Source organism: Nostoc sp. MG11 (assembly GCF_014904695.1).
Classification (GTDB): Bacteria; Cyanobacteriota; Cyanobacteriia; order Cyanobacteriales; family Nostocaceae; genus Komarekiella.
Genome location: NZ_JACXXN010000005.1, coordinates 209,434 through 222,836, shown reverse-complemented (window position 1 = coordinate 222,836; position 13,403 = coordinate 209,434). Strand labels below are relative to the sequence as shown.

Annotated in this window: 14 protein-coding genes, 1 tRNA gene and 1 pseudogene; 10 read left to right on the top strand and 6 right to left on the bottom strand. The window is 41.3% G+C overall.

The window, feature by feature from the left end; translation table 11 throughout:
- Positions 1-5: 5 nt before the first annotated feature.
- Together HCR01_RS10170 and HCR01_RS10165 are read left to right on the top strand one after the other, a co-directional pair.
- Positions 6-731 (top strand): hypothetical protein, encoded by a 726-nt coding sequence (locus tag HCR01_RS10170; protein WP_193196095.1) that lies wholly within the window; start codon positions 6-8, stop codon positions 729-731.
- A gap of 3 nt (positions 732-734) precedes the next feature.
- The gene (locus HCR01_RS10165; RefSeq protein ID WP_193196094.1) at positions 735-1,982 is read left to right on the top strand and encodes a hypothetical protein; all 1,248 of its coding nucleotides are present in this window, start codon (positions 735-737) and stop codon (positions 1,980-1,982) included.
- A gap of 215 nt (positions 1,983-2,197) precedes the next feature.
- On the opposite strand, the gene HCR01_RS10160 is transcribed toward HCR01_RS10165, so the two are convergent.
- Entirely contained in the window at positions 2,198-2,770 is a 573-nt protein-coding gene (locus HCR01_RS10160) for a thermonuclease family protein (RefSeq protein WP_193196093.1), read from the bottom strand.
- 248 nt (positions 2,771-3,018) lie between these two features.
- On the opposite strand from HCR01_RS10160, the gene HCR01_RS10155 reads away from it, so the two are divergent.
- Entirely contained in the window at positions 3,019-3,765 is a 747-nt protein-coding gene (locus tag HCR01_RS10155) for a ferritin-like domain-containing protein (RefSeq protein ID WP_193196092.1), read from the top strand.
- Positions 3,766-3,964: 199 nt separating this feature from the next.
- On the opposite strand, the gene HCR01_RS10150 is transcribed toward HCR01_RS10155, so the two are convergent.
- A complete protein-coding gene (locus tag HCR01_RS10150) occupies positions 3,965-4,264 on the bottom strand; it encodes an S-layer protein (protein WP_226889237.1) in 300 nt (99 codons plus the stop codon).
- A 109-nt stretch (positions 4,265-4,373) separates the two neighbouring features.
- Positions 4,374-4,511, bottom strand: a complete 138-nt coding sequence (locus HCR01_RS10145; RefSeq protein ID WP_193196090.1) for a hypothetical protein — start codon at positions 4,509-4,511, stop codon at positions 4,374-4,376.
- A gap of 545 nt (positions 4,512-5,056) precedes the next feature.
- Here HCR01_RS10145 and HCR01_RS10140 point away from each other — a divergent pair.
- The 4 genes from HCR01_RS10140 (at position 5,057) to HCR01_RS10125 (ending at position 6,655) form a co-directional block, all read left to right on the top strand.
- Positions 5,057-5,287 (top strand): hypothetical protein, encoded by a 231-nt coding sequence (locus HCR01_RS10140; protein WP_193196089.1) that lies wholly within the window; start codon positions 5,057-5,059, stop codon positions 5,285-5,287.
- Positions 5,288-5,375: 88 nt separating this feature from the next.
- A complete protein-coding gene (locus HCR01_RS10135) occupies positions 5,376-5,801 on the top strand; it encodes an acyl-CoA thioesterase (protein WP_193196088.1) in 426 nt (141 codons plus the stop codon).
- 239 nt (positions 5,802-6,040) lie between these two features.
- Positions 6,041-6,259, top strand: a complete 219-nt coding sequence (locus tag HCR01_RS10130) for a hypothetical protein (protein WP_193196087.1) — start codon at positions 6,041-6,043, stop codon at positions 6,257-6,259.
- A gap of 153 nt (positions 6,260-6,412) precedes the next feature.
- Entirely contained in the window at positions 6,413-6,655 is a 243-nt protein-coding gene (locus HCR01_RS10125) for a hypothetical protein (RefSeq protein ID WP_193196086.1), read from the top strand.
- Between the two features lie 17 nt (positions 6,656-6,672).
- Here the strand turns inward: HCR01_RS10125 and HCR01_RS10120 are convergent, their stop codons facing one another.
- Complete coding sequence (locus HCR01_RS10120; protein WP_193196085.1) at positions 6,673-7,458, bottom strand: TrmH family RNA methyltransferase; 786 nt, start codon at positions 7,456-7,458, stop codon at positions 6,673-6,675.
- Between the two features lie 68 nt (positions 7,459-7,526).
- A tRNA-Leu gene (locus HCR01_RS10115) sits at positions 7,527-7,608 on the bottom strand.
- 548 nt (positions 7,609-8,156) lie between these two features.
- Here HCR01_RS10115 and HCR01_RS10110 point away from each other — a divergent pair.
- The 3 genes and pseudogenes from HCR01_RS10110 to avd form a co-directional block, all read left to right on the top strand.
- Positions 8,157-8,348, top strand: a complete 192-nt coding sequence (locus HCR01_RS10110) for a hypothetical protein (RefSeq protein ID WP_162397684.1) — start codon at positions 8,157-8,159, stop codon at positions 8,346-8,348.
- Between the two features lie 482 nt (positions 8,349-8,830).
- On the top strand, positions 8,831-12,082 hold the full coding sequence (locus tag HCR01_RS10105; protein ID WP_193196084.1) for an SUMF1/EgtB/PvdO family nonheme iron enzyme: 3,252 nt from the start codon (positions 8,831-8,833) through the stop codon (positions 12,080-12,082).
- A 224-nt stretch (positions 12,083-12,306) separates the two neighbouring features.
- Positions 12,307-12,546, top strand: a pseudogene (gene avd / locus HCR01_RS10100) (diversity-generating retroelement protein Avd); the annotation flags it as partial.
- A 274-nt stretch (positions 12,547-12,820) separates the two neighbouring features.
- Here avd and HCR01_RS10095 read toward each other — a convergent pair.
- The gene (locus HCR01_RS10095) at positions 12,821-13,213 is read right to left on the bottom strand and encodes a hypothetical protein (RefSeq protein ID WP_162397685.1); all 393 of its coding nucleotides are present in this window, start codon (positions 13,211-13,213) and stop codon (positions 12,821-12,823) included.
- Positions 13,214-13,403: the final 190 nt, after the last annotated feature.

The window sequence follows — 13,403 nt, the reverse complement described above, 5'->3', positions numbered from 1 at the left end:
AAGCTATGAATTATAAAATTATTCTTGCCAGCCTATTAATCCTCAGCGTCAGTCATCTTCCGGCTGCTGCTTATTGCCCTGAAGGGGACCCCCAATCTACCGATTACATCCGCCGCAAATCACCCGACCGATGCGAAGGTATCAAAGAAGAACCAATAAGCGGAAATAGCTTGAGCTTAATTTCTATTGCTACCCGCAACCTTGCCAGTTTCGGCAAAACTCTCACACTACAAATTCCCCAAATAAATAGTGGTAAAAACCTTCAAATAAAAGTGAAATCATTGGACGCTAATTATCACTATCAAATGGATGACTTGTTACTGTCTGATAATGGTTCGCGTTTTAGCTTTAGCTGGGATACTTACGTTCTCAGGCAAGCCCAAATACCAGCAAAAAAACTCCGTGCTTTGGCATCCTATAGCTTTGGATCTCAACCTGTCTATGTTCCAGTCATCCTGGGACAAACTTCTGGTAAGTATGAATTTGTCTTTTATTCCGAGAGTCGAGTCAAATTTACCACCTTTGAAATCCTCACCCAAGGTAAAAAATCAATCTATAGAACTTCCCGCCTTAACCTTAAAAACGGTGAAACTATTTTTACCTGGGATGGTAATGCCCCATCTGGGCGCTATGAACTGCACTACGTTGCTAAGATTGAGCGAAGAGATAAACATCCTGATCGCATCGAAAGGCGAATTGTATTTGAACATAACCCAAATTGGTTGAAATAAATCATGGCATCTCGGCAAAAAGCCAAACAATTTCCCGACTTCATCAAGATTCGCCAATGGTTGAATTCTCTGAAAAGATATCTAGTTGCTGGGTTTATAGTTAGTGCTTCAGCGTTAAAGCGCTTACTCAAGACTATCTCAAAGCATCAAAAATTATTTTTGGTATTGCTGTTACTTTTATTTTTGACTCTCGTTACCTTTGCTGCGATCGCACCTGGCACTCATACATTTGAAGGTAATATCATTTCTCAAGAAATGAGCTTTGTCTATAATGGACAGCAACCCAAACGTTTTATCGAAAATATTCGTGGCATCAAAGAACTGGAAAGTGAAGGCATCCAAACCTTAACTTTCACAGGCAAGTTTCAAAGTCAATTATTACCCCAACTTAATCAGTCAAAGTCGTTAAAAATCCAACTCAAAGACCGCGAAAGTAAATGGATTATTGCTCCAGCTAATCCCGAAGTAACGAGCGAAATCGAATTGAATGAACTGCGGCTACAACCGAATACAAAAGTAACTGAGTTAAATTATGATTTTTATCGTAATCAGTTGGCTTTTTCGCTACAGCGAAACCCTAAACTAGACCTAAAAAACAACCCGAATCTATTAAAACTCTATTTAGGCGAACAATCAATCAAAATTATAGTAGAAGGTTATGAATTACTAGATTCAAATTTACAAAACCAACTAGATAATCAAACACCTCTAGAATTTATTTTAAATCCAGATAATCAAGAATTCAATTTAGAGATTCCCCAAAATAACGATATTTATATTACCTTAGCCAAACCTGCCAAATATGAATCAGAACAATGGTTTAGAGGCAAGATAAAAACCAAAAATGTTCAGTTTATAGATGTAGATAGAAATGGCAGCGATCTCAGAGATGACTTAGATGTTTCTACTATTGTAGAAGGCAAAATTCGCATGGTAGGGCAGGAACAAGAAATTAAACAAAATCAATTTGTCATGGGAGAAAATCCTGATACACCTCTAAATATTCAACTAATACGTCATCTGCAAATTGTGCCTAAAAAAGGCATAGAAGCCCGCTTTTCTGGGAGAACAAAACAGATTCAAATCGGTCTAGATCAAGATTTTCCTGTTTCCAGAATCCAGGGTAGCTGGTTAGATGGCGTTTTACCTCGTGATGCAATTATTGCGCTGTTTTCTTTTGGGGCTGCAACAATTCCTAATCTTGTATCTTGGTTATTTAGTAACGCTTCTAAATCAGCGTCAAAACCATAGCCACAAGTCGTCAAAAAATGTGACGCATAGTATAAGTATGATCTGAATAATACCTACTACAAACAATAGACCTCTTGCATAAATGCTTAAATTGTCATGTTGAGCGGAGCGAAACATCTGAGTGAGATTCTTCTCTCCACTGCGTTACACTCAGAATGACATTCCTGATTTTTGGAATTTCGCAAGAGGTCTAATAATGGTAAGCATTACGCATCTTACTTTTGTATCTTATTAAAACTGCGGTACTCCCAAGGATTAACAAACCTAGAATCACCCCAAACACCAAGCCGTTGTTGTCTCGCCTCACCTTCTGCTTGTTGCACTAAGGTTCTACTGGGACATTTATTTAAATAAGGACGATACACCTTTGCTAAACCTTCTTGCACTAACACTTCTTGCACAAGAGTCCCATCTCTCAGGCGGACTTCTGCAACTTGCCTTCCATAACGATCGCTATCTGTGATATTCAAGTTAACGCGATCGCCTCCTTGTCTCACCAGTTCCCTCACCCGTTCTTGCGCTCTCACACCCCAAGTAAATTGATTGCGATCGCTAGTGCGTCTACTTTGTTTTTCCCTGTTAGAATGGGCTACTTCCGGCGCGTCAACACAAGCAAAGCGCACGGTGACATTTTGACCATTGGTGTCTCTCACTACCAAAGTGTCGCCATCACTAACTCGCTCAACCACGTTTCCAGAATTACCAACCAGGCGATCGCAGCCTATCAAACCCAACAGGATGATAGTTGCACAAAGCCAAAATTGTACTTGCTTAGTTGATTTCTCCATCCAAACTCACCAAACTACCTCTGAGGGATGATAGTAGCAAAATGAAAATATCTTTTTGTTAGGTGTTGACATACTGCCACCGATAATTAGCAAACAGTTAGCCAGAGTTCTTTACCTGTATAAGCAGAAAGTTTTACTTAAGATCTAATTCAAATACAATCTCGTCACTGAATAACCGAATTTAACCGAATAGAAAAGGCAGAATAGTATAAGAAATGTAAACTTCCAACAGTCAGCGGGAATCTTTCATGAATTTCTTGACTTATGTCATGCATTTAGCAGGTTCGGGTGCTGTGGCTTATTACTCAGCTGCTCAGATCCGCGACTCTAAAACTCGCCCCAACGTTCTGGCGGGGTTTCAGTTGGCGGAATCTGGCTCTGTGCCGTTTTTGTCTGCACTTAGCGATCGCGCCGCCGCCGAAGGCGATACATGGCTAGCAGAGAAACTAGCAAAACATGCATCAGACGAAACTAGGCATGGTCAAATTTTTGCCCACGCCTTAAAACAGCTAAATAAACAAGTTATAGATTTCAAGCGTCAACCCCAAACCACATCTGCAAATAAATCACAACAGCAGCGTAGTCCATTCTTTGCCGCATTCTTTCAAGGTTACACCCCAGAACAGCTAAAACCGGCTGCCATTGACTGGGATGTTTTTATGGCTAGCACTTACATTCTGGAGTTGGATGCGAGCAAAGACTTTACTCGTATGGCGAATGTGTTACCTGACGATGAGCCAACCGCTCGCAACCTCAAGTTAGGAATGTTAAGTGTTGCTCAAGATGAAACTGGTCATGCAGCTTATCTTTACGAAGCAATGATGCGGCGGATGCCTGCTACTCAAGTGCAAAAATTGGTGGATGAGTGGCGTACTCGCAAAGTAAATGCTTTATTAGCAATGGTTGGCGGTCTTCTCCAACGCAACGGCGAAACCCGTTCTTTAGTTCAGGATGGTGTACCTTCAGAAAACGATTCTGAGTTGATAGTTGCTTAACTGATCTATTGATTACAGAATATACGAAGATTAGTCCGGCTAACCCCAAGCTGTGGATGAATTAGCCGGCTAATTTGTGTAACTGCACAAGTATTTTTAATCGTTTGAATTTACGCGATCGCAGCCAAGATACTATATTTGTGGATTCTTTTCTATCTTTCTTGAATACTTCTTTTTATACAAAGTCAGGAATCAAATTTTATCTTTTGTTATTGTATTCTCTCTGTGGTTGCTGCTGGCTTTCGGTAGGTCGAAGCTTCTCAAGTAAAGCAGGTGGTGTCGCTTGGCGAAAAGCTCCACAGTAGTGCATAGTCATGACTGCTTTAAAAGCCCAATGGTCTGATGGCACATCGCTAAAGGGATTTGGTAAAGTCTGGGCATGGTTTTGAACGCAAGCATTCACAACTTGATCTGATTTGACTGGAGTCTTATTAGGAGATTCTTGAGCTTTAACAGAAGAAACTAAGCCACTAATAGCTAAAATTATGACTGTTGCCATTTTGCAGTTCATAAGTTGATATGTCTCAAGTTTCGTTTTATAGAGACGACAGTCCATCAGAATTTAGTTCCTAGGCTGCTGCCCAGAAACTAAAATAATCTTGCTGAGATCAAGCGTTAGAAAACATTGCTAGCATTACTAAAAGTACAATTAATGAAGTAACCCAAAGAGCTAAAGATCCCCAACTCACAGAATCTTGTCGCACTCTCTGCCATAAATTGCTAACTAAGTTATTTCGTACTGCCATTTTATAACCTCCAATTTTTAGTAAGTTTGTACAAGACTCGATTAATCAAGCCTGCACTAAGTAAAGTAAAGTTAATATTTGAGACTATAGGCTATTTGACTTTAAAACCCCTCGTAGTAAGATACGCGCAGCGCGATCGCCTATGGCGGGGCGTAGCCCATCGCAAGCCTATTTCTTGTAGCCGCGAGTTTACTTATTCGGACTCACACCTTAAAACCAATTAACAAACATTTAAATCAATCAATCTCATAATGGAAAACGCGTTTCCATAGGCGCATTCTCTTGTTGAATACAAAACAGAAATTTACAAAAAGATATTTGTTGATGTTTAACTTTATTTTCCCATGAGTAACTGTTTACACTTCTAAAATTCTCTAATTTTGAAAAGATTCTTAACGTTGTCTTAATTTGTAAAGAAATTTGTATTAATCGAATTACAAAATGACGCAAGATGTACATAAATTTATTTTCATAAATGTTGTAATCTGCGGTTATGAATATATTGAAAGTAAACGGTTATTCTCAGCAAAATTGGTGGGTGAGCAATGGTGCAACAAATAAGACATAATGAACCGCAATATATCTGTATCATTCCAGTTGATAGGATTACGGGCAACCAAGACGAAGAAATTATCACCTTTGGTGTATCTGCTAATGAGGCAAAAAATCAAGGAGAGCAATTGTTAACATCTACCTACGGTTGTAATCAATCGCAAGTATTGGAATTGATGCAGCAGGCGAGAATTGAACCAATATCTCAATGGTGTGTCCCTTAAAGAGCGCCAGAACTAATTTAGACGTGGCAAGAACACGAAGATAGAAAAACTAATATAAACTGAAACAGCGCCGCATACCAACTAACCCATGCAAGCATTCAAGACTTTACTGCGCGTTCGACACTATGAAATGGACGCTCTTGGTCATGTCAATAACGCTGTTTACCAAAACTATTTGGAACAAGCAGCCGTTGAACACTCAGAATATTTGGGCTTAAATTTGAATGTATACCAAGAATTAGGCGGCGTATTTGTCATGCGGCGGGTAGAAATTGACTATCTGCGCCCAGCCGTGGCAGGTGATACCCTGGAAGTCACTACCTGGTTGAAGGATATGCGTGGTACGCGTGCTCTCCGACGTTACGAAATTCGCAAACACAATCAAGAGGACTTGTTAGTCGCTGCTGAGGCGTTGTGGGTTTGGGTAGATGCCAAAATAATGCGTCCGCGACCAATTCCCAGTGTGATGTTAGACAAATTTTTGCAAATCCAACACTCAGATATTGGCAGATGAGTGGGGGAGTGGGGGGGTGAGAGACAAGGGGAATAGCTACTGACCCTTGAACGTCAGTCGCCTCAAGTCAAGCCACTGCCTTGCGGGGGTTCCCCCCGTTGTGGCAAGTGGCGCGGGAAACCTTGACGCTCCTACGTCGCTACCGCTGCGCTAACGGCAGTTCCTCCTGGGGAGCCAGTGCGCCCTTGCGGCTCTGCCGACTTGTTCGCTCTTAGCGTTCCCGTAGGGTAGCAACTGGCGTGGAAACCCCCAGACGCTCGATGACTCGCTACCGCTTCTCTACGAGACGCTGCGCGAACGCTATCGCCCTACAGCCCTTTGGGCATCCTACGGCGGGCGTCTCCCCTTCTCTACGAGACGCTACGCGAAGGGAGAAGACCGGACTGCCGACGCTACGCACAGTCGCTACCGCTACGCTAACACCACGGCACTGGCTCCCCTTGACTCTTGACTCTTGATTTTGCTGTCAAGCCTTTTAGTGTGTAAAGTTGATAAAGTAGTACCTGACTCTTTGCAGATAACTACGAATATGATGTTATGTATGCAAAATTTCAAGTAGGAACTGCAAATTAAGATTACGCGATAAAATTCAAGATTCTCAAGCCAAGATTATGGAGCAAAGTCAGCAAACACATCGCCACGCCGCCGCGAAAGATTTTTTTCAGTCACTCGATCAATTGGAGGATATTTTGCAAGAGAATCCGACTGAGGATGAAGAAACACCAGAATTGAATACTGATAGTACCAATGATCCCGAACTATTGGAAAATTTGACAGAAATTGATCTAGCGGCTTTTGAGGACGCTGTTGCTGATATTGAACAATATCTGGAAGAAAAAACAAAATCTAAATAGAAGTAAAAAGTTACAATTTATTGCTTAGCAGTCATTTGCCGCTGGGCTTCATACAGCATTAAAGCGGCTGCGATCGCTACATTCAAAGACTCTACTCCTGGACTTAGAGGAATTTTTACTCGCTTGTCTGCGATCGCTGCTAAATCTGCCGATAAACCAGCACCTTCGTTACCCAGTAAAATCAAACTGGGTTTTTGCCAGTCCACTTCCCAATAAGTCAAAGTTGCACTGGGCATAGTTGCCACTACTTGCATTCCAGCTTGCCGACTTTGTTCAACTGTAGCTTTTAAATCTTCAGTTACCGCCGTTGCTAGACGAAACCACTGTCCAGCAGAAGCACGTAAAACTTTCGGGTTGTCTAGATCTACACTATCTTCGCTTACCCATAACCCCGATGCTCCAGCCGCCGCCGCCGTGCGAATCATCGTCCCCAAGTTACCTGGATCTTGGATAGTTTCTAAAGCTAGGACTATACCAGTAAATGGCACTTGAGTTTGGCGAGCATCCCGTTTTGCCGTTGCAACTACACCATCTGGTTGGATTGTTGTAGCGATCGCATCTAAAACTTCTTCACTAACGATTTCTGCGCGATCGCATCGGCTCAAAGCCTCTTGCCACAGTGAGGGATGGGCTGCTTGCCAATCTGGGGTACAACACACCGCTACTAGCGGGTAATTAACCGCGCAAGCTTCTTCTAACAGGTGCGTCCCTTCTAGTAAAAATAACTGCTGTTTCTGCCGCTCTTTGGTAGAGTGCAGTTTGCGGATTTGTTTGACTAGGGAATTCTGTAAACTGGTCAACACGATTTTAGATTTTGGATTTGAGATTTTAGATTAATCCAAAATCGGCAATCTAAAATCCAAAATTGATATGCGGAACCCGGGACTTGAACCCGGAAGCCTTGCGGCACTAGAACCTGAATCTAGCGCGTCTGCCAATTCCGCCAGTTCCGCTGGTATTTGTTTTTGAGCGACAATTTCCTATTGTTACTAAATTATTGACATTTGTCAAGAGCTATTACAAAGCTACAAATTAAGATAAAATAAAACTTTTGTTCGTAGTGAGCGATTTATCGCTCTATAGCTATATATAAGATTCTTAAGGGCTAGAGCCGCTTACTACTAGCTCTGATTTAATTAAGCCCTTTTACTTAGTCTCTGATTAGCCTTTCTTTTGCTCGTGTTCTATGCTGACGATAGAGACTAGGACTTACGCACTGAAGCCTGAAACCCCGATCCCCCCTAACCCCCCTTTTTAAGGGGGGAACGTCTAAAGCCCCCTTTCTAAGGGGGTTGGGGGATCTGAGTGCGTAAGTTCTGGAGACTTCTGTTGATTAAATACTAACTGGCTGTGATGCGTAAGGCTACTTTACACTGGAATTAGGAGAATGTATCGTCAACTGACTCGGATGTCGAAGACTGAAGGGTTTAGCCATGCCTTCTCAGTATGGTGTAGAAAAACTTAGTTTAAATTCTGTCAGTTACTAACGGAGTTGATGGGAATGGGTAAATTAATTATTTTTGGTTTGATAGTAGTTTACTTTGGTGGCGTTTGGAAGTTTTGGCGTGGGTTTGAACGGACTAATTTTAGTCCAAGTTTGCCTAATCGCATTGGTTTATCTTTGTTATGGCCAGCTTTGTTTATTACTAATCAATCCTATCGTCGAAATTTTAGAAAGGCTTTGAAGGGCTAAAGATACTGTTGATTTGATGGGTTCGTAGTTAGCGCTTTAGTGTTAACTACGAACAATGTCTATTTTTCTCGGAAATTTTTAGTTTTAGGGAAAGTTTTGAGAGAGCAATACCTACGGCGGTAAACTACGCACTTTATCAATTACAAATTTTCCACATCCGTGATCAATACTCAGCTTTGGTAAGTGCAATCATATTTATTTAAGCAGTTTATGGAGACTTTAGCTTTATAATATGGTAAATATACGAATTTTTGGGCTGATTTAGGTAAAAACCCTGGCTCACTCCTAAATTTTATTAACCCGGTTGTTTAACAATGCAGCAATCACCAAAATGGCTTACTGAATTAGTCAAATAGTTTCCTACAGGTGTTGCTGGTGCGACTACGGGTCATTTTCTCCTCAATGGTGAAGGCAAAAATGCTATTATCTCAGCGGCGGTAACTGCTGGCTTGTCTCTATGGGCTAAGTTCAGCGAAGGCTTCATGCAAGAAATGGAAGCAGGAGTCAATGAACGCGGTAAGACAACGGCAAAATTTGTTTTGACACAAGCTGACAAGTTACCTAACAAACTGCGTTGGAAGCTGTCCAAGTTTCAGAACAAATATTATGAAAGCTTAATAGATAAGTATATTGCGTTGAAAACTGAAGGATTCAATCTTGCGCCAACGACACCGAATCTAGAAGATGTATTTGTTCCGCTCAAAGTAGCGAGTGAAAGCTACCGGAATATCTCTGGAGGGATTACTGCAAAAAATCAACCAGATACCCAACAAGGTAATGAAATTTGGCATTTCTTAACCCCAAATTCTCAGCAACGATGTATCGCCATACTTGCACCATCAGGTTCAGGTAAAACTACCCTCCTACAGTACATTACTCTAACCTACGCTCGCAAAGCTTACCGCAAGTATAAAGCTCCTAACTTGATTCCTGTGCTTTTGCGTTTGCGGGATGTGCGCGAAATGCTCATCAAGCCAGAACCTCCTAGTCTTAACGAACTCATTCAAGAGCAAATCAAACTTCTACCTCTGCTTGCGAAAGTCAATTTACCTACTGATTGGTTCGAGAACCGCTTAAATAACGGTATGTGTTTGGTGATGTTGGATGGATTGGATGAAGTCGCCAATGATAGCGAACGTTCTACTGTGAGCCGATGGGTGACGCAGCAAATGGGGAAATATCCTAAATCTACCTTTATTCTTACCTCTCGTCGCCACGGCTATGAAAGCGAGAGCGAAATTTTGGGTGAGAAGGTGAATACAGTGCTAGAAGTCCAGCCTTTTACTCTGGCGCAGATGAAGCAATTTATCCAAGGCTGGTATTTGCAAACAAAAATTCAGAAACAAGGACGCAAATCGCTGACGGTGCAACAAGAAGCTCAACAAGAAGCGGACGAGCTAATAGAAGCACTACTTCAGAATCCAACTATCCGCAAGATGGCAAGCAACCCGTTGCTGGTGACGATGATTGCGACAGTTCACTACTTAGACTATACTTTGCCAGGCAAAAGAGTTGAACTGTATAAAGAAATTTGTGATGTTTTGTTAGGTAGAAGACCAAGTGTTAAAAGAATTCGGCTGCCTCTCAATGCCCAACAAAATCAGTCGATATTCCAGTTAATTGCCCTAAATTTGATGCAGCGGGGAACTCAAAAGTTCACCTTAGAAGCAGGTAAATTGCTAATTAAAGACAAATTAGAGCAAGAAGCAGGGAATACGCTTACCCCTGAAAAATGGCTAGAGACTATTAAAAATGATGTTGGCTTACTTGTCGAAAAAGAACAGGGGAGTTATGAATTTGCTCATTTGAGTTTTCAAGAATATTTAGCCGCTGTTCAGGTAGAAAAATTAAAACAAGAAAATATTTTAATTCAAAATTTCCATGTGACTCAGTGGGCGGAGACTATTTATCTTTATGCTGGGTTGAGTGATGTAAATAATATAACTAGACTGATTCTAGAAGCCCTTCAACGTTGGCAAAAGTATGGACAAGAAGAAGTTAAGTCTTTAACTCTAGCGTATTCTTGCTTACAAGAGAATCCGAATAAAGTAGAAAAAGAAACTAAAAATAAACTCACTAAAATCCTAGAAGAAGGCTTAGAATCTTCAGACCAAAAAATTGCTCAAATAGCTGCTAAAGTCAAACTATCCAGTCGGCTGAATCAGTTATTAGACGTTGATGGAAGATGTTTTATAGACCGCAATTATATTACTTATGCTGAATATCAACTTTTTCTTGACGACCAGTTAAATTCAACAAAATGTTTCCAGTCTGGCAATGCTAAACATATAATTACTGGCATTAGCTATCAGAATGCTTTGGAGTTTTGCACTTGGCTCAGTGTAAATGCTCCATTGCTAATTAGGAATGAAGATGAGAACAAGGCTGCTTATTATTATAGATTACCGACTGCAACTGAAGTTAAAGAGCATCCAGCTAGAGAGAGATTAGAATGTTGGACGATAGGAGCAAGCGATATAAGCAGCACAAAAAAAGGTATACGAATAGTTAGAGCTTTAGTTCCTAATGATTTCAGCAAGCTTGTCAATTACCTCGCAGCAGCAGAGTGGGAAAAAGCCAGCCAAGAAACAGAGTTAGTAATATTTAAAATGGCTAGGCGAGAAAGAGAACGTGAGCTTGATATTGCTGCAATAGAGTCGATTGATTGTCAATCTCTTCAAACTTTAGAACAACTTTGGCTGCAATATTCTCAAGGGCGCTTTGGGTTGGGGGTGCAAATTAGTATTTGGGGAAATGTAGGGGGAACGCCACTAGGGTATCTGTTTCGTTTGTGGTATTCAAATTCTTCTGCAAATACCAAAGAAATTTTATCTGCACTAGCTAGAAAATTTGCTGTTTGTAGAATAGAAAAAGCGCTGCCATTTTTGGAATTTGAGGTTATCACCGTTAACGCTCAGGGACAGGAAACTCAGAGAAAAAATAGTCAAGCTAGATATTTCACTGAAGATTTGGGAAATAGTATCGCATTGGATATGGTTGCTATTCCTGGTGGGACGTTTCTGATGGGTTCACCAGAAAATGAGAAAGGAAGTAGTGACGATGAACGTCCTCAACACCAAGTCAGCGTTAGAGACTGTTTCATGGGGAAATATCCAATTACTCAAGCCCAATGGAAAGCAGTCGCTTCTTTAGCTAAAGTCGAGCGGGAACTTAAACCAGATTCTTCTCATTTTAAAGGTGATAACCTTCCTGTAGAAGGCGTTTCATGGTATGATGCTATAGAGTTTTGTAAAAGACTCTCCAAGAAGACAGGACGCGAGTACCGCTTGCCCAGCGAAGCCGAGTGGGAATATACCTGTCGTGCTGGGACTACAACACCATTTCATTTTGGTGAGACAATTACGACGGAGTTAGCAAATTACGACGGAACCAATACATACGCCTCTGCACCAAAAGGTCAATCTTTAGGTAAAACGACGCCAATAGGCAGTTTTCCACCTAACGCCTTTGGTTTATACGATATGCACGGTAATGTATGGGAGTGGTGTGCTGACCATTGGCACGATAGTTACAAGGGTGCGCCAAATAACGGACTAAGTTGGCTAATAAGTGGTAGTAGCAATGATAATCATTATCGGCTGCTGCGCGGTGGTTCTTGGGACTACAGTCCTGGATACTGCCGTTCTGCTTATCGCGGCAGGGGCAACCCAGACATCGACTACGACGACATCGGGTTTCGGGTGGTGTGCGGTGGTACGGCGAGGACTTACTAGCCCTTTGTACTCTTGCCCTTTTTCCCTTCTTTATTTTGCCCTCTGTAAGCGAAGCAGAGCGGAGCGATCTAATTTTTTTTTGAGAATAGTTAGCAGTTGTTATGAGCTTGTTTTTACTGCTTGTTAATTTTGTATAATGTATTATTCAAGCTTAGCGCATTTGATTTAGGATGTCAATTATCCAACAAACCGAGTTTCTAATTGATAGCCTTCCCAAAACAATAATGGATGAATTACCGATTATTCAAAAGACCTATGATTTGATTCATTGGTATGTTCCAATTCTCAATCGCCTACCTAAATCTCATAAATTCAATTTAGGAGATAGAATGACAAATAAATTGTATGATTTGCTAGAGATTTTAATTATTGCTCGCTATGCCAAGCAGAAACTAGCACAATTAGAATCACTAAATAGTCAATTAGATATTCTCCGCTATCAAACGCGATTACTGTTAGATTTTTAGCTAATTCCAGTACATCGTTATGAATATGCAGGAAAGTTAATCAAAGAGATTGGTGTTTAATAAACTTCTTGCAAAAATGCGCATAAGTAAAAAAGGAACTACAGATGAACATTGATAAACATCGGTTAATTATATGCGTTCATCTGTGTTTGTTTGCGAGGCTCCGCCTCTTGAATTCGCAGCAGAGCCTTATAGAGAGCATTTCCAGTCATAGACTGGAAACGAGGTTTGGGAGGTTTTAAATTCCCAATGTGGAATTACAAATTATTTTCTATTTGGTGAGGATATTGATGACTGCACCGGCTGCTGCACCATCAAGTAAATCACCAGCGGTATCTTCACGACCACCAAGGACAGCACGAGTTGCGGCGCTAGCGCCTGCACCTACTGCGGCATCTTGACCTAAGCTACGTTTTTTGGGATTGCGTCTTAGCCCATTGGCTCCATTAACAGCAGCGCCAGCAGCGCCACATTTGGCAGCATTGCGTAATACTGTGCCACGTCCTCTAATAGCTCCAGTTACCACACATGTACCAGCTCCAATGGCTGCATCTCTTAGTACTTGGTCATCGGCGGCAGCTGGTTTAACAGGAACTAAGGTGACACCAGCTAAACTTGCAGCCATGATACCAGGTAAAAGCGCACGTTTTAGAATTCGATTCATGGTAGAACCCTCTTAAAAATTCAAACACTTGGAGAAAAATCGGAGTTGTTGCGATCATCGCAGATGATCTTATCTGATTTTTAGTCTAGATAACAGCAACGATTTTTGTTTGATAGCACTCTTATGATGACACTAATAAAACTCCAATTGCATCTACTAAAGGCGTGAATTTGAGAATCTCTAGACTGAT